This window comes from Isoptericola sp. NPDC057191 (assembly GCF_042670225.1).
Classification (GTDB): Bacteria; Actinomycetota; Actinomycetes; order Actinomycetales; family Cellulomonadaceae; genus Isoptericola.
Map to the genome: position 1 here is coordinate 1 of NZ_JBHUWC010000072.1, position 18,248 is coordinate 18,248.

Genomic DNA, 18,248 nt, shown 5'->3' on the forward strand with positions numbered 1-18,248 from the left:
CCTTCGGGGAGGCCGGCGGCGCCGGGGAGGAGTTCGCCGACAAGATCATGCACGGCATGCTCACCACCCCCGACGGCTTCACGATCATGGGTTCGGACGGGCCTCCCGGCATGGAGTACGCCCCCGGCAACAACTTCGCCGTCAGTCTCAGCGGCGAGGAGGAGGACACGCTGCGCCGCTACTGGGAGAAGCTGTCCGACGGGGCTAGGTTGATGTGCAACCAAACGTTGCAGGAGGGGTCATGGAGCGGGGAAGCATCGAGCGCGAGATCTACGTCGAGGCGTCGCCGGACGTCGTCTTCGAGGTGGTGAGCAGCCCGGACCACGTGCGCCAGTGGTGGCCGGACGACGCCGACTTCGGACCAGAACCCGGGGCAGCGGGCACGATCACCTTCGGGGACCCGGAGGTCGACGGGACGGTCCAGTCGTTCACGGTGGTCGAGTCCCGGCCGCCGCGCACGTTCTCGTTCCGGTGGACCCACCCGGCGGGCGAGGCGGCCGCCGCCGGCAACTCGCTCCTCGTCACGTTCGAGCTCGCCCCCTCCGGCGGCGGGACCCTGCTGCGCATGACCGAGACCGGCTTCCGCGAGCAGGGCTGGGAGGTCGCCGTCCTCGAGCAGCAGTACCGGGAGCACGAGGAGGGCTGGGCCTACTACCTGCCCCGCCTCGTCGCGTACGCCGCGTCGCAGCAGGTGCGGTCGTGAGCCCGGTGCCCGCGCCGGTCGACGACCACCTGTGGTCCGCCGTCGGCGACCCCACCCGACGCCGCATCCTCGACCTCCTGCTCGCCGACGGCGGCGGCACCGCCTCGTCGCTGAGCCGGCAGCTGCCGGTCACCCGGCAGGCGGTCGCGAAGCACCTGGAGGTGCTCGACCGCGCCGGGCTCGTCCGCTCCGCGCCGGTCGGCCGCGAGAAGCGGTGCGAGGTCGACGCCGAGCAGCTCGCCCGCGCGGCGGACCAGCTGGAGACCGTCGGGCAGGCGTGGGACCGCCGTCTGCACCGCATCAAGACGATCGCCGAGGCGATCGAACGCACCCGGCAGAGCAGCGACGGCCGGGACCAGGGTTGACGACGTCGGCCCCCGATCGGACGCGAAGGAGAAGGACGATGGTGGACATCCTGCACAGGATCGGGGTCACGACCCCGACGCCTCAGACGGTGTACGACGCGCTGACGACGGTCGACGGCCTCGCCGGCTGGTGGACCGAGAAGACCACCGGGGACGCCGGGCCCGGTGGCACGCTCGAGTTCCGGTTCCCCGCCGGCGGCTTCGACATGGAGGTCGTCGAGCTCCGCCCGCAGGAACGGGTCGCGTGGCGGGTGGTCGGCGGCCCCGAGGAGTGGGTCGGCACGACGATCGAGTGGGACCTGCGCCAGGACGGCGACTGGACCATCGTGCTGTTCGCCCACCGCGGCTGGCGCGAGCCGGTGGAGTTCATGCAGCACTGCAGCACCAAGTGGGCCACGTTCCTGCTGAGCCTCAAGGCGCTCGCCGAGGACGGCGCGGGCGCGCCGTCGCCCGACGACGTGCAGATCGACGACTGGAACTGACCCCGTCCCGCGCCCGCCCGGGCCGGCGTCACGTCGCGCGCGCCACGGCACGCGCGACGTGCGCGCGCGTGGCGGCGAACGCGTCCGCCAGCTCCCGTGCCTGGCCGGGATACTCGGCGTGCCCGGCAGAGTGCACCGCCAGCTCCAGCTCGGCCCCCGTCCCCGCGCGCTCGGCCGCGGCGACACCGTTCGCGACCCCGAACTGACCGGGCGGCGGCACGTGCACGTCCCACAGGGCGCACTCGACCCGCGTCGGGACGCGCAGATGCGTCGCCGCGACGGACGCGTCGGTCAGGGCGAGCACGGCCCGCGCCTCCGGATGCTCGGCGACGTACCGGCGCTGGGACTCGCCGCTGCCGGTGCACCGCACCGCCAGGCGCTCGTCGTACTGGCCGAAGCTCGGCACCTCGAGCGTCGCCCCCACGAACCGGTCGTCCCACGGCACGGCCAGCGCCCCCACCCCGCCGCCGAAGCTCGTGCCCACGTAGTACAGCGGCAGGACGGCGGGCATCCCCGCAACCCCGGCGAGCGCCTCCTGCAGCGCGCTCGCCGCGTGCCACAGGTCGACGGCGCAGCGGCCCAGCACGTACGTCGCCACGTCCTCGATGCCCGCGAGCACGTGCGCGGTGCTCACGTCCGGCGCCCCCACCCCCGCGTTGAGCGACCCCAGCCCGCGGGCGACCGGGAAGATCACCGCCGCGTCGCGCGGCACCCGCTCGAACGACGGGGCGTCCCGGCCGCCGTACCCGTGCCCGTGCACGATCCCCACCCGGACGGGCCCCGCCGCGGGCAGGGCCAGCCACGCGCGCAGGCGCAGGCCGCCGGCGGCGGTGAACGTCACGACCCGCACGTCGCGGGCGCCCCGCCGAGCCGCGGGCTCCGCCACGACGTCGGCCGCCACGGTGCGCGCCTCGGCGTGCCACGACCGCCACAGGTCGGCGAAGCCGGCCGGCTCCGCGGCGGGCGGCACGGCGAGCAGACCGTCCCGGTCACGGCCGTACGTGCCGTCGAGGGGGCTGTCGGGGAACCACGCGTCGTACGGGGCGGGCAGCATCAGAGGTCTCCAGGGAGTGCGGGACGCCGGGCGGCAGGGTCGGGCGGCAGGGTCGGGCACGACGTCGCGTGACAGACTGTGCGCCGGGTCGAAAGGGGTGCGGGTGCTCGTCGCAGAACGCAGGTCACGGATCGTGGCCGAGGTGCGCCGTCGGGGCGCCGCGAGCGTCACCGAGCTGGCCGAGGAGCTGGGCGTCAGCGCGATGACGGTGCGCCGTGACATCGAGGCGCTCGCGGACTCGGGCGAGCTCGACCGGGTGCGCGGCGGGGCGACGACGCGCGGCGACGCCGGTGGCGGCCAGGAGCGCGGCTTCGCGTCGCGGGTCCAGCAGCAGGCCGACGCCAAGCGCGCCATCGCGCGCCGGGCGGCACAGCTGGTCGAGCCTGGCATGGCCGTGGGTCTCTCGGGCGGCACGACGACGTGGGTGCTCGCCCAGGAGCTGCGCGCCGTCCCGGACCTCACGGTGGTGACGAACTCGCTGCCCGTCGCGGAGGCGTTCCGCCGTCCCGACCGTGCCGACGAGCCGTACACGCAGTCCGTGGTGCTCACCGGCGGGGTGCGCACCCCGTCCGACGCCCTGGTGGGGCCGGTCGCGGTGCGCTCGCTGGAGCACCTGCACCTCGACGTCGCGTTCCTCGGCGTGCACGGCGTGGACCTGCACGCCGGCCTCACCACGCCCAACCTGCTGGAGGCGGAGACCGACCGGGCGCTCCTCGCCGCGGGCCAGGACGCCGTCGTGCTCGCGGACCACACCAAGTGGGGCGTCGTCGGTCTCACGACCATCGTCGACCTGCACGAGGTGGAGCGCCTCGTCACCGACGACGGCCTGGACGACGACGCCCGCGAGCTGCTCGAGGCGCACGTGGGCGAGCTCTGGGTGGTCCCGGCCGCCGACGGCTGACCGGGCGGTCCGGCCCGGCCGGACGGCACCCGGCCCTCGGCCTGCGCGGCGCACGGACGTCAGCGAGCGGTGCTGGCGCGCTGCACGACCCGCGCGTCCACGACCACGTGCTGCACCGGCAGGTTCGCACCCGGCGGGGTGGCGATCTGCCGTTCGAGCTCGCTCAGCGCGCGCTCGACGAGCGCCTCCTTGTCGGGGGCGACGGACGTCAGCGACGGCGTGGTGAACCGGGCGCCGCGCACGTCGTCGATGCCGACGACGGCGACGTCCTGCGGGATGCGCCGGCCGGCGTCGTGCAGCGCGGGCAGGGCGCCGAAGGCGACCGAGTCGTTGGAGCAGACGATCCCGTCGAGCTCCACCCCGCGCTCCAGCAGCTCGCGCACGGCGCGGAGCCCCTCGGCGGGGGTGAACGACTCCACCTGGGCGACGAGCGCCGGGTCGTCCGCGATCCCGAGCGCGGCGACCGCCTCGAGGTAGCCGGTGTACCGCCGGTCGGCGGCGTCCGACGGGCGGGCGTCCCGGGGCCCGACGAACGCGACCCGCCGGCACCCGACGGAGGCCAGGTGCGCGGTGGCGGCGTACGACGCGGCCCGGTTGTCGATGGTCACGTGCGTGAACGGGCTGACGAGGATGTGCTCGCCGAGCAGCACCAGCGGACCGGGAGAGGTGCGCCGGGTCAGGTCGGCCACGGACAGCGCACGCGGGATGTGGATGAGGCCGTCGGTCGGGGGCAGCCCGATGCCGTTGGCGACGTCGACCTCACGCTCGTGGTCGCCCGCGGTCTGCTGGATCAGGATCGACAGGCCGCGCTCGTCCGCGCGCCGCACCAGCAGCGCCGTGAGCTCGGCGAAGTACGGCTCCTCGAGGTCCGGCACGGCGAGCGCCACGATGCCGGTGCGCTCCTTCCTGTGCACGGCGGTCAGCGTAGCCCGGGCCTGCGTCACGGCGCCGCGGGTCGGGCGGGCGAGTCCTGCGTGCGGCACGGTCACTCCTGCACGCGCAGCGCGACCACACGGGCCTGCGCTGCGCCGTTCGTGGCACCGACGACGAGGCGTGCGGCGCGCAGCGGGCCGAGGTGGTCCGGCAACGGGTGCACGCGCAGGCGCCACCGGTTGTCCGTCTCGTCGGCGACGGTCACCCACCCCGTTCCCGCGTCGGGCAGCACCTCGACGCGGTAGTCCTTCACCAGGGTCGGCATGATCTCGTCGGGCGTGCGGTGGTGGTGCAGGGTGTTGAGCTCGACGTCGAGGTCGTCGTCGAACACCACGCGCACCTCACGCCCGGTCACGGGCTCGTCCCAGTCGAGGCGCAGCCACTCGTCGCGGCCGGGCACCATCGGCGAGGAGGCCCACAGGTGCGGGCCGCCGTGGTTGCGGTGGTAGCCGCTGGTGGCGCGCTCGGGCGCGAGGGCGCGCGTGTCGGGCCCGGCGCGGAAGACGACGGACCGGCCACGCAGCGGCTTGGTGGGCCACTGCACCAGCAGCTCCTCGGAGCTGATCTGCACGTTCTGGTCGTCGTTGTCGACGCGGTGCACGAGGGTGAGCACGCCGGGGGGCAGCGGCGCGGTGGTGCGCACGGCGACGTCGGGGTTGGCGCGCAGGACGACGACGGCGTTCTGCGGCCGGTCGGGTGCGTACGCCAGGTGCGCGGTGACCCAGCGTTCGTCGCCGGCGGCCACGGCGACGTCGGTCTTGGTCTCCAGGTGCGCGGGCACCACGTTCTGCGGCTTGCCGGTGGAGTACACCTCCACGGACAGCGTGGTGTCGCGACGGGCGGACACGAGCAGCTCGACGGTGTCGAGGCGAGGGTCGACGGGCAGCGCGATGCCGAGGTCGACGTCGAGGTCGAAGACGTCGTAGCTGTCGTAGGGGTCGCCGTCGGCGTGGTCGACGACGGGCGCGGCGATGCGCGTCGTCGTGCTGGAGGCCGTGACGGCGGCGCGGCGCGCGAGGTCGTGGGGGTCGGTGTTGGCGATGCCGACGGCGGGCGCGTCCCAGCGCAGGAGGGTCTGGCGCAGCTCGTCGAGGTGGTCGGTGTAGATCCCGCGCGGGGTGGTGTCGTGCTGCACGCAGAGCGCCGCCGCGGTGCCGGCGGCCTGCCCCATCGCGCCGCAGGTCGCCATGACGCGTGCGGCGCCGAACGCGATGTGCGTGGCGGACACGTCGCGCCCGGCGAACAGCATGTTCTCCACGTTCACCGAGTACAGGGAGCGGTAGGGGATCTCGAAGACGCCCTCGGAGAAGCGTTGCAGCGCGCCCGCTCCTTCGGCGTACATGCCCTGGGCGGGGTGGAGGTCGATGGACCAGCCGCCGAAGGCGACGCCGTCGTCGAAGACGGTCTGGTCGACGACGTCGCCCTGGTGCAGCGTGTAGTCGCCGACGAGCCGGCGGTACTCGCGCTTGCCGGGCACGTTGCCGATCCACTCGAGCGTGAGGTTGTCGGCGTCGAACTTGCCCGAGTTCTTGATGTAGTCCCAGATGCCGAGGATGACGCCGCGCAGCTCGTCGCGGATGCGCTCGTTGTCGTCGACGATGTCGAGCTCGCCGCCCCACTCGATCCACCAGTAGTGGGCGCCCGAGTCGCCGCTGCGGATGACGCGGTTCATCGGGATCGGCGTGGTGGTGATGTCGATCGCGGTCTCGGGCGCCACGTACTTCACCGGCCGGCCGAGGTCCTTGGTGTAGAAGAGCAGCGTGGAGCCGAGGAACTCGCGCACGGGCTCCGGCGGCGCCCACTCCTCGCCGAACTCGGCCTGGGACTCCTTGCCGAGCCGGTAGCGCGCGCCGGCCTGCGCCCCGACCAGCCCGTCCCCGGTGCAGTCGAGGAAGACCGGCGCGGTGAACGTGGTGAGGATCTCCGAGCCCATCGTCCAGCCCGTGACGGACTCGATGCGGCGCGCGTCGTCGGGTCCCGTCGCCACCACCTCGCGCACGTCCGTGTTGAGGAAGAGCCGCAGGTTCTTCTCGCGGCGCACGGTGTCCAGCACGACGTCGTCCCAGTAGACCGGGTTGCCCTCGGGGTTGCGGTACTGGTTCTCGACGTACATCTCGCCGACGATCCCGGTCTCGCGTGCCCAGCGCTGGTTGCCGTGCGCGGTGGCGCCGCACACCCACACCCGCACCTCGGAGGAGGAGTTGCCGCCCAGCACCGGCCGGTTGTTGACCAGCACCACCTGGCGGCCCAGCCGTGCGGCGGCGACCGCCGCGCTGACGCCGGCGAGCCCTCCTCCGACGACGACGACGTCCGCCTCGACGGTCTGCGTGCGCATGTTCTCTCAGTCCTCGTTCCGGTGGTTCAGGTGGTGCTCGTGCTGCGGGTGTGCGGCGCCGGGGGTCAGCCGGCGGCCAGCACCTCGACCTCGAAGACGCGGGCGACGTCGGTCTCGGACGCCGACGGGTCGGTGACGACCAGGCGGACCTGGTCGGCCGTGACACCCGGGGTGGGCACGGTGACGATCCCGGCCGTGCTCCCGGTGACGGACCCGACCTCGACCCACCCGGTCGCGGTGTGCAGCTCGACCGTGAAGTCGCGCAGCACGGCCGAGGCCGGGTCGACGGCGGCGCGGTACCCGCTGTGGACGCGGACCGACGCCACGGGGGCGGTCCGGCCCCACGCCACGGTGAGGGTCGGCGTGGCGTCGTCGGCGGCGGAGATCCAGCGGCTGTCGTCGGTGAGCCGGCCGTCCACGGCCTTCTCCCCGCCCGTGTCCGCCCGCAGCGCGGACGAGACGGTGACGGTGCCGCCGAGCGCGAGGTTGCCCGCGGGCTCCGGGGTGCCCGGGTCACCACCGCCCTCGCCACCGTCCTCGCCACCGTCCTCGCCATCGTGGTCGCGGACTCCCGCGACGACGTCCGCGATCGGGCTGCCGGCCGACGGCCCGCCGGTACGGGGCACGCGGGCGTGGAACAGGGTGCCCGACGTCGGCCCGGACTCGGCGGCGCTCACGTACAGCACGTCGGTGCCCGCGGACGGTCCGGTGCGGACGGTGCGTGCGGCGAGGCGCTGCTGTCCCACCTGGACGTCGCCGAGCCCGGCGAAGCGCCACGTCCCGCCGTCGAGGCCGCGTTCGGCGCGGACCACCTGGGTGCGGACCTGGCCGGCCACCGTGCCCTGCACGACGGCGTACGCGCGGGTCGTGCCCGCCGCGGACGTGGCGTCGAGCGCGGCCACCGTGTCGGTGCCGGGACCGAGGTCGTCGGCGTCGATCACGGTCTCCCGCTGCCACGCCGAGCCGTCCCAGCGCGCGAACCGCACGTCGAAGCGGTCGGGCGTGCCGTCGGCCTTCGCTGCGGCATACCGGTACACGACCCCGGCGAGCGTGTCCCCGTGCACGGCCAGCTTGGCGGTCTGCACGGTCGGGCCGTCGGTCGTCAGGGACTCACCCGGCGCGAAGGGCTGGTAGACGACGGCGCCGCCCGCGGACGGCGCGATGGGCGTCGTCAGTGCGTTCCCGGCGGCGTCGTGCCAGGAGTCGTCCTTCGGGTCGTACACCGCGTACGAGCCGAGGTGCCGGTACGGGCCGGCGGCCCAGCGGTGCCACTCCCACAGCACGTGCAGGCGGCCGTCCGTGCCGACCTCCAGGTCGTCCGGGTAGACCGACGCGCCCACGCCGGAGGCGAAGACCGCCACCCGCGACCACGTGCCCGTGGCGGTGTCGAACCGGTAGAGGCGCCCGTCGCGCACGGTGGCCTCGTCGCGGCCGCCGCGCACCATGACGTACGCGTCGCCGTCGGCACCGCGCGCGGTGACGGGGTAGGTCATGGGGACGCCCTGGTCGGGGAGGTCCGCGCTCGCCTCGACCAGCGACGTGACGTCGCCGGGCGTGGTGGAGCGGTAGTACTGCCACGGCACGTGGTGCATCGACACGAAGGCGTGGATCGTGCCCTGGCCGTCCACGACGATCGACGGCTGGTCGTGCCCGCTGTCGTCGAGGAACGTGGCGCACGACCCGTCGCCCGCCCGCAGGCAGCCCGCGGTCCAGTCGCCGTCGGCGCCCTTCGCCGCGATGTGCACCTCGTGGCGCGAGGCCTCGGCGGCGGGCGAGTCGAACGCCATGTAGGTGACGCCGTCGACCACGTCGAGCGGCGTCCACCAGCCGGCGTTGTTCGAGCGATCGACCGGGAACGGCAGCTGCTCCACGGTCTCGGCGTGGCGGCCGGCGCCGTCGGTGCTCGCGGGCGCGGCGGTGGCGGGCGTCGCGAGCGCCGTCAGCGCGAGGGCGGCCGACGCGAACGCGACCCCGCGGGCGAGCCTGCGCGCCGCCATCAGCCGACCAGCTTCTGCGCGGCCTCGCCGGCCTTCTGCATGGCCGTCTTCGGGTCGGTCTTGCCGACGAGGACGGCCTGCACCTGCTCGGCGATCTCGGTCTCGATCTGCGAGTAGGCGGTGAACGCCCAGAACGGGTTGGACGTCGAGGTCTTGGTGATGCGCTCGTTGAACAGCGACCCGAACGTGTCGGAGGCGACGACGTCGGACTGCTGCGCCTCGGTGGTCACCGGCGGCAGGCCACGGACCTTGTAGTCGGCCAGCACCGTGTCGAGGTCCGACGTCGCGAACTGCGCGAAGTCTGCCGCGGTCGCCGCGCCCTCGCCGTCGACGACGGCGATCGCGCCGCCCCACACCAGCGCGCGGGGGGAGTCGCCGGCCTTGAGCACCGGGCGGGAGAGCGGGACGAGCTTGCTGCCGAGGTCCTTGTCGGGGGACTCCTCGGTGACGGCGCCGCGGCCGACGGGGGCGTCGTCGTAGATCGCGGCGCGGCCCTGGGCGAACAGCGAGCGGGCGTCGAAACGGTCGACGTCGGGCGCGATGAGCTTCTGGTCGTACAGGCTCTTGTACCAGGTCACGGCCTCGACGGAGGCGTCGTCGCCGATGGTCACGGTGTCGCCGTCGACGAGCGGGCTCCCGAAGGTCTGCATCCAGATGAGGATGTCCTTGAGCTGGGCCGCCTTGGTGGACGCGGCGTAGGGGATGAGCCCGTCGCCGAGGCCCTTGAGGTCCTTGAGCGCCTTCTCGAACTCGTCGATCGTCGTCGGGAACGCGTCCGGGTCGAGCCCGGCCTTCTGCAGCAGCGCGGAGTTCGCGACGAGGCCGATGGCGCCGATCGTCCACGGCAGGCCGTACTGCACGCCGTCGAACTGGGCGGCGGACAGGGCGGCGTCCGTGTACCCGCGACCCTCGGTCAGCGCGGACAGGTCCTGCAGCTTGCCCATGGCGGCGAGGGAGCCGAGCCACGCGACGTCCACGTGCGCGGCGCCCGTGAACTGGCCGCCCTTCACCTGGAGGGTGAGCTGGTTGATGTACTCGTTGTAGGGGAAGGAGACGTCCTTGATCGTGACGCTCTCCTTGTCCTGGTAGGCCTTCACGATGGCCTCGAGGGCGGGCGCCGCGGCCTCCTCGGTGAAGGACCAGGACGAGAACGCGAAGTCGGTCTTGGCGCCGCCGGTCGCGGCAGCCGAGGCGGCACCGCCCGCGGGCGCCCCGGCGGACGGCGCGCACGCGGCGAGGGCGGCGGTGCCGGCGCCGAGGCCGAGCAGCTGGAGCACGCGGCGGCGCGACATCGCGGAGCCGGTGAGGGCAGGGGGCAGGACTCGGGACATGGGGATCCTCCGCATCGAGGGTCGTGGGGTTCTCTGGTGAGTGTTCGGGTGCGTGCGACGGCGGTCGGTGCCGGGCGGTCAGCCCTTGACGGCGCCGGCGGTGAGGCCGCCGACCAGGTACTTCTGCAGCGCGATGAAGGCGATGGCGACGGGGAGCGACACGACGAGCGACGCCGCCATGAGCTCGGGCCATGCCGTCGAGGCCTCGCCGATGAAGGTGTTGACCAGGCCCGGGGGCAGGGTCTGCTTCTCCGGGCCGGCGAGCGTCAGGGCGAAGACGAAGTCGTTCCACCCGCGGACGAAGGCGAACAGGCCGGCAGCGATCAGCCCCGGCGCCGCGAGCGGCAGGACGATCGAGTGGATGATCCGCAGGCGGGACGCGCCGTCGACGCGCGCGGCCTCGATGAGCTCGTCGGGGATCGTGTCGAAGAAGCCCTTGAGCATCCACACGCACAGCGGCAGCGTGAACGTGGTGAAGCTGAGCACCAGCGCGGTGTACGTGTTCAGCAGGTTGTACGCGCTGAAGACGCTGTAGAGGGTCACGAGCAGCAGCGCCTGCGGGAACATCTGCGACGCGAGCACCAGGTACATGAGCGAGCGGCGGCCGCGGTAGCGGAACTTGGAGAACGAGTACCCGATGTAGGCCGAGACCAGCACGGACAGCAGCGCGGTGATCACGGAGACGATCACGCTGTTGCGCAGGTAGCCGAACAGCTGGTCGTTGGAGGCGAGCGCCGCGAACGCGTCGAGCGTGGGGGCCGCCGGGAAGAACCGGGGCGGGTACGCGAACACCTGGTCGCGCGGGGTGAGCGACGTGGCCAGCAGCCAGTAGACCGGCAGGAGGCCGAAGCCGCCGCACACGACGACGGTGGCCCAGGCCGCGACGCGGACCCCTGGCCGTTCGGACCGCAGTGCGCTGCGGCGGCGGCGCTGCGGCGGTCGCGCGGCGCCGTCGGCCGGGACGGGCGCGGAGGGGGACGGGGTGGGCGCGGCGGGGAGCTGCGTCGTCGCGCTCATCGCTCCTCTCCCTTCTCCGAGAAGCGGACGTACACGACGACGAGCGCCATGAGCAGGATCATCCACAGCAGGCCCAGCGCCCCGGCGCGGCCGAGGTCGAAGCCCTGGAACGCGGTCTCGTACACGGCGGTGGCAAAGGTCTGGGTGGCGCCCGCGGGTCCGCCGCCGGTGAGGACGTAGATGATGTCGAAGTGCTGGAAGTTCCAGATGAACTCCAGCAGCACCACCAGGCCGACGATGCCCTTGAGGTGCGGCAGCGTGATGGCGAAGAACCGGCGGACCGTGCCCGCACCGTCCATCTCGGCGGCCTCGTGGAGCTCGACCGGGACGGTCTGGAGGCCGGCGAGCAGCATGACCATCATCCAGGGGAACGACTGCCAGGTCTTCGCCAGGATGACGGCGCCCATCGCGGTGCCCGGCTGGGCGAGCCACGCCTGCGGGTCGTCGATGAGCCCGACGGACTGCAGCAGCGCGTTCATCACGCCGTAGTTCGCGTTGAAGATCCACATCCACAGGAACGACACGACGACGCCGGGCACGAGCCAGGGGATGAGCATGAGGCCGCGCAGCACCTTGGCCCCGCGGATCCGCGTGTTCAGCGCCAGTGCGAGGGCGAAGCCGATGACGAACGGCAGGACCGTCGTGCCGACCGTGAAGACCAGCGTCTGGCGCAGCAGCCGCAGGAAGTCGCCCTGCAGCACGTCGACGATGTTCTGCAGCCCGACGAACGTGCGCCCGGGCAGCACGAGGCTCTGCTCGAAGAACGCCGTGACGAGCGCGGCGAGCAGCGGGTACAGCACGACGCCGGCCAGCAGCGCGACACCCGGCAGGAGCAGCAGGACGGCGAACTGCCCGTCGCTGAGCCGACGTGGTGCGGTCTGTGACTTTCTGTGTTCAAGAGTGTGAGTTTGTGAACTCATCGTGTCCACGTCCCTGTGGGTCATCCTCGGCAACGAGGGTGATGATCTGGTGTCCGGGACACACTCTGGCCGAAGTTGGCCGTTCTGGTCAATCGCTGCTGGTCTCGGTGCGGTAACAACCTGCCGCATCTGTGAACAGAAACTCACAGATCAGTTCACAGATGCGCACAGCGCGGCGATCAGTCCACGGCCTCCACCAGCAGCACCAGGGAGGTCTCCGGGACGGCCTCCGGAGCCTGCAGGCCGGAGACGGCGAGCGCCCGGCCGGTGAGCACGGTGCCGCGCGGCACGTCGTCGGGCCGTGCGGGCCGCGGCTGCGGCGTGACGCCGTCGGACGCCACGGCGCCGTCGGCCGACGGCAGCCCGAACCACGGCGGAGCGTTCCAGAAGCCGAACGCCTCGCGGCTCGCCGTCAGCGGGGTGACGCGATACCGGCGCTCGCCGTCCAGGCCGCGCAGGGTGATGCGGCCGGGCGGTGCGGTCGCCGGGCGCGTCAGCGTGGCGAGCTGGAACAGGGCCCGGGAGCGGTCGTCCGCGACGACGCCCCACACCTGCAGGCCGTCCTCGGCCGGCACGTCCTGACGCACCAGCCTGCCCGTGTGCAGCAGCCCGCGCTCGGCCTTGTAGAGCTCGACCCAGCCGGACAGCTCGGCGAGCTGTCCGGGCGTCGCGCGCGTGAGGTCCCACTCGATCCCGAAGTGCCCGAACAGGGCGGTCGCGGCGCGGAACGCCACGGACGACGTGCGGCGCGTCTGGTGGCTGACGTCCGCCGCGACGTGCGCGCCGAGGTACTCCAGCGGCAGGAGCTGCGCCGTCCACGGCTGCATCTGCTGCCGCTCCAGCGGGTCGGTGCAGTCCGACACCCAGACGCGCTGCGTGTGCTCGGCGACGCCGAGGTCGACGCGCCCGCCGCCCGACGAGCAGGACTCGATCTCCAGCCCGGGGTGGCGGCGGCGCAGCTCGGCCATGAGGCGGTATGCCGCCAGCGTCTGCGCGTGCACGACGGGGCGGCCGTCGCGGCCCGAGCCCGGGTCGACCAGGTCGCGGTTGTGGTCCCACTTCACGTAGTCGACGCCGTACCGGCCGATGATCGCGCTCATCCGCTCCAGGACGTGCGCGGCGGCGTCGGGGTTCGCCAGGTCGAGCACGTGCTGGTGCCGCGACGTGACGGGCACGCGCCCGCCCGTCCCCATCACCCACTCCGGGTGGGCACGGGCCAGGTCGCTGTCGAGGTTCACCATCTCGGGCTCGAACCACAGGCCGAGCTCCATGCCGAGGCCGTGCACGTGGTCGGCGATGGGGTCGAGGCCGTCGGGCCAGACGTCCTCGTCGACCTCCCAGTCGCCGAGGCCTCGCGTGTCGTCCCGCCGGCCGCGGAACCAGCCGTCGTCGAGCACGTACCGCTCGACGCCGAGCGCGGCCGCGGCGTCGGCGAGCGCGGTGAGGCGCTCCAGGTCGTGGTCGAAGTACACGGCCTCCCACACGTTCAGGGTGACCGGCCGCGGGCTGCGCGGGTGCGCGGTGCGGCGGCGCAGCATCCGGTGCAGGCGCGCGGCCTGCGCGTCCAGGCCGTGGCCGTGCACGCCGTAGACCCAGGGCGTCTCGTACTCCGCACCGCTCGCGAGGGTGACCTCGCCGGGCAGCAGCAGCTCGCTGCCGCCCAGGGTGTGCTCACCGGTGGGCAGGCGTTCAGCCCAGTGCCGGTGGTTGCCCGACCAGCCCACGTGCACGCCCCACACCTCGCCGTGGCCGAAGCCGAAGCCGGGCACGCCGGCCGTGAGCACGGTGGGGGCCTCGAAGCCGGTGCGCCCTCGCCGGCCCTCGCGCAGGTGCGTGCCGACGGTCAGCGCGTGCCGCTGCGGCACCCGCTCCTTGCCCCACCGGCCCGTGAGGTCGAGCAGCTCCCGGGCGCGCGGGGGCACGGGCAGGGTGACGCCGAGCTCGTGCACGCGGTAAGGGTCCGCGCCGTCGTTGCCCAGCGTCGCCCGGGCGCGCACCACGCCGTCGGGCGTGAGCTCGACGTCGAGCGCGAGCGTCAGCCCCGCGACGGCGTCTGTCGCCGTGACGCGCAGCGCGCCGGCGCCCGCCTCCGTGAGACCCGTGGGGAGGGCGGCGCCGCAGAGCGTCGCGGCCGTCGTCGTGAACGCCGGCGACCAGCCCTGCCCGTCGCGCTCGCCCACGAGGCCCAGGCGCCCCAGCCAGCCCGTGCGCGGCTCCGGGACGAGCGCGAGGCGCACCGGCTCGTCCGGGGCGCTGTTCGCGAGCGGAGCCGCCGCCGCGAGGACGACGGCGGCCGCGTCCTCGGCGGCGAGCGGGCCGAGGTCGTCGCCCCAGTGGACGACGGCGGGCAGCAGCCCGCCCCGGACGTCGACCAGCAGGCTGACGCCGTCCGCCCGCAGGTGGACGAGGGCGTCGACGGCGGAGCCGGACGAGCGGTTGTCGGTGGCGTCGGTGGTGGCGGCGGCGTCGGCGCGGCCGGAGGAGGCGGTCACGCCCCGAGCCTGCCAGCCGCGGGACGAGGGTGGGGCGAACCAGCGCCGCAGACGTCAGGCCTCGGGGACCGTCGCGACCGCCTCGACCTCGACCAGGGCGCCGGGCCGGGCAGGCGCGACGGCGAGCACGGTCACGGCGGTGCGGGAGCGCCAGACGCGCCCGGAGGCGGCGTAGGCCTCGTTCGCGTCGACCGACGGGTCGAGGTAGATGGTCAGCTTCGCGACGTGCTCCGCGTCGGTGCCGGCCTCGGCGAGCACGGCGAGCACGTTGCGCAGCGCCTTCTCGGTCTGCGGGCCGAGGCCTCCCTCGACGAGAGCGCCGTCGGGGCCGGTGCCGTTCTGGCCGCCGACGTACAGCGTTCGGCCGGGGGGCAGGACCATCCCCTGCGCGAACGCGGGGTTCTGGTGCAGCGAGGGCGGGTTGACGGGCGTCGGCGTCGACATGGTGCGTCCCTTCGTCGAGGTGCGGGTCGAGACATCGAGCATCTCGCCGGCCACCGACACGCGGCGACCCTCGACCAGGTCTCCCGGGTCGTCTTCTGGGTCGCCTTCCGGGTTGCGGTCGCGCCGGGCTGGAGAAGACTCGCTGACCATGGACAACGTGGACTACGACCAGCTCGCGGACGACTACGGGTGGCTCGCCGGCGGGGCGGCGATCGCCGTGTACGTCGCGATCCTGGTGGTCGTGCTGATCGCCTACATCCGGATCATCCAGAAGGCGGGGTACTCGGGGTGGTGGGTGCTCGTCGCGTTCGTCCCGGTCCTCAACCTGGTGATGTTCTTCGTCTTCGCGTTCGCACGCTGGCCCGTGCAGCGTGAGCGGGACGCGCTGCGGGTGGGCCAGGCCTACCCGCGCTGACCTGCGGCCGCGAGGACGAGGCCCGGACACCTTGGAGGAATCCTCCAAAACGACTGGGGGGACATTGGCACCACCGTCGGGGGGTGCTCCCCATGGACGGCAACCTACGCTGGCGTAGGCTACGAAGGCGTAGGTTCCGGTGGTTCCCGCCGGAACCTTGCCCGTGCCGCAGCAGTCCACCCCCGCCTGGGGCCGCTAGCGAAGGAGAACGCGTGCCGCAGCCCACCACCGGCGAGCCCGAGGTCGTGCCCGCCGACGTCGAACCGCTCGTGCAGCTCGTCTCGCCCACCGGCGAGCGTGTCGTCGAACCCGACAACGCGACCTACCGTTCGCGTGTCGACCACCTCACCTCCGAGGACCTCCGCGCCCTGTACCGCGACATGGTGCTGACGCGACGGTTCGACGACGAGGCCACGGCCCTGCAGCGCCAGGGCGAGCTCGCGCTGTACGCGCAGGGCCGTGGCCAGGAGGCGGCCCAGGTCGGGTCGGCGTACGCCCTGGCCCCGCAGGACTACGTGTTCCCCTCCTACCGCGAGCACGGCGTGCTCCAGGCGCGCGGCGTCGACCCGGTCGACCGCCTGCGCCTGTACCGCGGCGAGGACCACGGCGGCTGGGACCCCAACGCCCACAACGTGCACCTGTACACGCTGGTCATCGGCTCGCACGTCCTGCACGCCACCGGCTACGCGATGGGCGTGCAGCGCGACGGCGCGGTCGGCACCGGCGACGCCGGGCGCGACGCCGCCGTCGTCACCTACTTCGGCGACGGCGCGACGAGCCAGGGCGACGTGAGCGAGGCGCTCGTGTTCGCGGCCGTGAACAACGCGCCCGTCGTGTTCTTCCTGCAGAACAACCAGTGGGCGATCTCCGAGCCGACGTCGCGCCAGACGCGCTCCCCGCTCTACCGGCGGGGCGAGGGCTTCGGCATCCCGAGCGTCCGCGTGGACGGCAACGACGTGCTGGCCTGCTACGCCGTGACGGCGGAGGCGCTCGAGCGTGCGCACTCCGGCGGCGGCCCGACCTTCGTCGAGGCGTACACGTACCGGATGGGCGCGCACACCACCTCCGACGACCCGACCCGGTACCGGGCCCGCGCCGAGGAGGACTACTGGGCCCGCCGCGACCCGATCGAGCGGCTCGCCACGCTGCTGCGCGCCGAGGACGCCTGGGACGACGCCTGGGCCGCCGACCTCGACCGGGAGGCCGACGCCCTGGGCGAGCGGCTGCGCACCGAGGTCCGGGAGCTCGGCGCACCTCCGACCTCGACGATGTTCGAGCACGTGTACGCCACCGAGCACGCCCAGGTGACGGCCGAGCGGGAGTGGTTCGAGCAGTACGAGAACGAGACGAGCGAGGCGACCCGATGAGCGAGACCCTCACCTTCGCCCGCGCCATCACGGAGGGCCTGCGCTCCGCGCTCGAGTCCGACCCGAAGGTCCTCGTCATGGGCGAGGACGTCGGCCGCAACGGCGGCGTCTTCCGCGTCACCGACGGTCTGCAGAAGGACTTCGGCGAGGACCGCGTCGTCGACACGCCCCTCGCGGAGTCCGGCATCGTCGGCACCGCGATCGGCATGGCGCTGCGCGGCTACCGGCCCGTGTGCGAGATCCAGTTCGACGGCTTCGTCTTCCCCGCGTACGACCAGATCACGACGCAGCTCGCCAAGATGCACTACCGCTCGCGCGGCAAGCTGCAGGTGCCCGTCGTCATCCGCATCCCCTACGGCGGCGGCATCGGCGCGGTGGAGCACCACTCGGAGAGCCCGGAGGCGCTCTTCGCGCACACCCCGGGGCTGCGCGTCGTCTCGCCGTCCACCCCGCAGGACGCGTACGACATGATCCGCGCGGCCGTCGCCTCGCCGGACCCGGTGCTGTTCTTCGAGCCCAAGGGCCGCTACTGGTCCAAGGGCGAGGTCACCAAGAGCGCCTACCCGTCGGTCCAGGCGGCCGGCGCCGCGGACGTGCTCAACCGGGCGCGCGTCGCGCGGCAGGGCACGGACGTCACGCTCGTCGCGTACGGGCCCACGGTGGCGACGGCCCTCAAGGCCGCCGACGCGCTGGCCGTCGAGGGCACCAGCGCCGAGGTCGTCGACCTGCGCTCGATCTCGCCGCTCGACGTCACGGCCGTCACCGAGTCCGTGCGTCGCACCGGGCGCTGCGTCGTCGTGCACGAGGCGCCGACGTTCCTCGGCTCGGGCGCCGAGGTGGCGGCCCGCGTCAGCGAGGAGTGCTTCTACGTGCTGGAGGCTCCCGTCCTGCGGGTCGGCGGCTTCCACGCGCCGTACCCGGTCGCCAAGCTCGAGCACGAGTACCTGCCGAGCGTCGACCGCGTCGTGGACGCCGTCGACCGCGTCCTGGCCCACTGAGAGCGGACCGAAGGAGAACGATGACGACCCAGCGGTTCCCGCTGCCGGACGTGGGCGAGGGGCTCACCGAGGCCGAGATCGTGGAGTGGCGCGTCGCCGTCGGCGACACCGTCGCCGTCAACCAGGTGATCGTGGAGATCGAGAGCGCCAAGTCGCTCGTCGAGCTGCCGTCGCCGTGGGCCGGCACCGTCACGGCGCTCCTGGCCGAGGAAGGCACCACCGTCGACGTCGGCACGGCGATCATCGAGATCACCACCGGCGCCGAGGCGCCCGGCTCCTCCGGCGGACCCACCTACTACGGCTCCGGGGAGGCCTCCTCCGACGAGCCTTCCGAAGACGCCGCGGGCGAGGGCTCGGGCTCCGTGCTCGTCGGGTACGGCACGGGCGCCGGTGCGGGACGACGTCGCCGCCGCCGCGGCGCCGCTCCGGAGCCTGGTGCCGCGACCGCGGCTCCCGCGGCGACCGCGGCTCCCGCGGCTCCCGCGGCTCCCGCT

At 73.6% G+C, this 18,248-nt stretch carries 17 protein-coding genes and 1 pseudogene; 9 read left to right on the top strand and 9 right to left on the bottom strand.

Going from position 1 to position 18,248, the window contains the following annotated elements; genetic code table 11:
* The 4 genes and pseudogenes from ACFT55_RS10985 to ACFT55_RS11000 form a co-directional block, all read left to right on the top strand.
* Positions 1–311 (top strand): annotated as a pseudogene (locus tag ACFT55_RS10985) (hypothetical protein); the annotation flags it as partial.
* Entirely contained in the window at positions 242–703 is a 462-nt protein-coding gene (locus tag ACFT55_RS10990; protein ID WP_380243866.1) for an SRPBCC family protein, read from the top strand. The pseudogene ACFT55_RS10985 and the gene ACFT55_RS10990, both read left to right, overlap by 70 nt.
* Positions 700–1,068, top strand: coding sequence for an ArsR/SmtB family transcription factor (locus ACFT55_RS10995; RefSeq protein ID WP_380243867.1), 369 nt, complete (start codon positions 700–702; stop codon positions 1,066–1,068). The genes ACFT55_RS10990 and ACFT55_RS10995 overlap by 4 nt, the downstream gene beginning before the upstream one ends.
* Positions 1,069–1,106: 38 nt before the next feature.
* Positions 1,107–1,550, top strand: coding sequence for an SRPBCC domain-containing protein (locus tag ACFT55_RS11000; protein WP_380243868.1), 444 nt, complete (start codon positions 1,107–1,109; stop codon positions 1,548–1,550).
* A 28-nt stretch (positions 1,551–1,578) separates the two neighbouring features.
* On the opposite strand, the gene ACFT55_RS11005 is transcribed toward ACFT55_RS11000, so the two are convergent.
* Positions 1,579–2,604: an acetylxylan esterase gene (locus tag ACFT55_RS11005; protein WP_380243869.1), complete on the bottom strand. Its 1,026-nt coding sequence runs from the start codon at positions 2,602–2,604 to the stop codon at positions 1,579–1,581.
* A 103-nt stretch (positions 2,605–2,707) separates the two neighbouring features.
* On the opposite strand from ACFT55_RS11005, the gene ACFT55_RS11010 reads away from it, so the two are divergent.
* Positions 2,708–3,505: a DeoR/GlpR family DNA-binding transcription regulator gene (locus ACFT55_RS11010; protein WP_380243870.1), complete on the top strand. Its 798-nt coding sequence runs from the start codon at positions 2,708–2,710 to the stop codon at positions 3,503–3,505.
* A gap of 59 nt (positions 3,506–3,564) precedes the next feature.
* Here ACFT55_RS11010 and ACFT55_RS11015 read toward each other — a convergent pair whose 3' ends face one another.
* The 8 genes from ACFT55_RS11015 to ACFT55_RS11050 form a co-directional block, all read right to left on the bottom strand.
* The gene (locus ACFT55_RS11015; protein WP_380243871.1) at positions 3,565–4,419 is read right to left on the bottom strand and encodes a LacI family DNA-binding transcriptional regulator; all 855 of its coding nucleotides are present in this window, start codon (positions 4,417–4,419) and stop codon (positions 3,565–3,567) included.
* A 71-nt stretch (positions 4,420–4,490) separates the two neighbouring features.
* A complete protein-coding gene (locus tag ACFT55_RS11020) occupies positions 4,491–6,773 on the bottom strand; it encodes an FAD-dependent oxidoreductase (protein ID WP_380243872.1) in 2,283 nt (760 codons plus the stop codon).
* Positions 6,774–6,838: 65 nt separating this feature from the next.
* Positions 6,839–8,770, bottom strand: coding sequence for a BNR-4 repeat-containing protein (locus tag ACFT55_RS11025; protein WP_380243873.1), 1,932 nt, complete (start codon positions 8,768–8,770; stop codon positions 6,839–6,841).
* Positions 8,770–10,101: an ABC transporter substrate-binding protein gene (locus tag ACFT55_RS11030; protein ID WP_380243874.1), complete on the bottom strand. Its 1,332-nt coding sequence runs from the start codon at positions 10,099–10,101 to the stop codon at positions 8,770–8,772. The genes ACFT55_RS11025 and ACFT55_RS11030 overlap by 1 nt, the downstream gene beginning before the upstream one ends.
* Before the next feature lie 78 nt (positions 10,102–10,179).
* On the bottom strand, positions 10,180–11,118 hold the full coding sequence (locus ACFT55_RS11035; protein WP_380243875.1) for a carbohydrate ABC transporter permease: 939 nt from the start codon (positions 11,116–11,118) through the stop codon (positions 10,180–10,182).
* Complete coding sequence (locus ACFT55_RS11040) at positions 11,115–12,062, bottom strand: carbohydrate ABC transporter permease (RefSeq protein ID WP_380243876.1); 948 nt, start codon at positions 12,060–12,062, stop codon at positions 11,115–11,117. Before ACFT55_RS11040 ends, ACFT55_RS11035 begins: the two co-directional genes overlap by 4 nt.
* Before the next feature lie 155 nt (positions 12,063–12,217).
* Positions 12,218–14,530 carry an alpha-galactosidase gene (locus ACFT55_RS11045; protein WP_380243877.1) on the bottom strand — a complete coding sequence of 771 codons (2,313 nt, stop codon included), beginning with the start codon at positions 14,528–14,530 and terminating at the stop codon, positions 12,218–12,220.
* A gap of 54 nt (positions 14,531–14,584) precedes the next feature.
* The gene (locus tag ACFT55_RS11050; protein WP_380243878.1) at positions 14,585–15,034 is read right to left on the bottom strand and encodes a RidA family protein; all 450 of its coding nucleotides are present in this window, start codon (positions 15,032–15,034) and stop codon (positions 14,585–14,587) included.
* Between the two features lie 88 nt (positions 15,035–15,122).
* On the opposite strand from ACFT55_RS11050, the gene ACFT55_RS11055 reads away from it, so the two are divergent.
* The 4 genes from ACFT55_RS11055 to ACFT55_RS11070 form a co-directional block, all read left to right on the top strand.
* Positions 15,123–15,389: a hypothetical protein gene (locus ACFT55_RS11055; RefSeq protein WP_380243879.1), complete on the top strand. Its 267-nt coding sequence runs from the start codon at positions 15,123–15,125 to the stop codon at positions 15,387–15,389.
* 212 nt (positions 15,390–15,601) lie between these two features.
* Positions 15,602–16,756 carry a pyruvate dehydrogenase (acetyl-transferring) E1 component subunit alpha gene (pdhA, locus tag ACFT55_RS11060; RefSeq protein WP_380243880.1) on the top strand — a complete coding sequence of 385 codons (1,155 nt, stop codon included), beginning with the start codon at positions 15,602–15,604 and terminating at the stop codon, positions 16,754–16,756.
* Positions 16,753–17,754, top strand: coding sequence for an alpha-ketoacid dehydrogenase subunit beta (locus tag ACFT55_RS11065; RefSeq protein WP_380243881.1), 1,002 nt, complete (start codon positions 16,753–16,755; stop codon positions 17,752–17,754). Before pdhA ends, ACFT55_RS11065 begins: the two co-directional genes overlap by 4 nt.
* A gap of 20 nt (positions 17,755–17,774) precedes the next feature.
* A partial coding sequence (locus tag ACFT55_RS11070; RefSeq protein ID WP_380243882.1) for a biotin/lipoyl-containing protein occupies positions 17,775–18,248 on the top strand: 474 nt, incomplete at its 3' end.

Excerpts from the sequence above, each read along its gene's own strand:
- ACFT55_RS11065 (WP_380243881.1), top strand. The coding sequence starts at position 16,753 with ATGAGCGAGACCCTCACCTTCGCCCGCGCCATCACGGAGGGCCTGCGC.
- ACFT55_RS11030 (WP_380243874.1), bottom strand. The coding sequence starts at position 10,101 with ATGTCCCGAGTCCTGCCCCCTGCCCTCACCGGCTCCGCGATGTCGCGC.
- ACFT55_RS11035 (WP_380243875.1), bottom strand. The coding sequence starts at position 11,118 with ATGAGCGCGACGACGCAGCTCCCCGCCGCGCCCACCCCGTCCCCCTCC.
- ACFT55_RS11040 (WP_380243876.1), bottom strand. The coding sequence starts at position 12,062 with ATGACCCACAGGGACGTGGACACGATGAGTTCACAAACTCACACTCTT.
- ACFT55_RS10990 (WP_380243866.1), top strand. The coding sequence starts at position 242 with ATGGAGCGGGGAAGCATCGAGCGCGAGATCTACGTCGAGGCGTCGCCG.
- ACFT55_RS11025 (WP_380243873.1), bottom strand. The coding sequence starts at position 8,770 with ATGGCGGCGCGCAGGCTCGCCCGCGGGGTCGCGTTCGCGTCGGCCGCC.
- ACFT55_RS11055 (WP_380243879.1), top strand. The coding sequence starts at position 15,123 with ATGGACAACGTGGACTACGACCAGCTCGCGGACGACTACGGGTGGCTC.
- ACFT55_RS11000 (WP_380243868.1), top strand. The coding sequence starts at position 1,107 with ATGGTGGACATCCTGCACAGGATCGGGGTCACGACCCCGACGCCTCAG.
- ACFT55_RS11005 (WP_380243869.1), bottom strand. The coding sequence starts at position 2,604 with ATGCTGCCCGCCCCGTACGACGCGTGGTTCCCCGACAGCCCCCTCGAC.
- ACFT55_RS11020 (WP_380243872.1), bottom strand. The coding sequence starts at position 6,773 with ATGCGCACGCAGACCGTCGAGGCGGACGTCGTCGTCGTCGGAGGAGGG.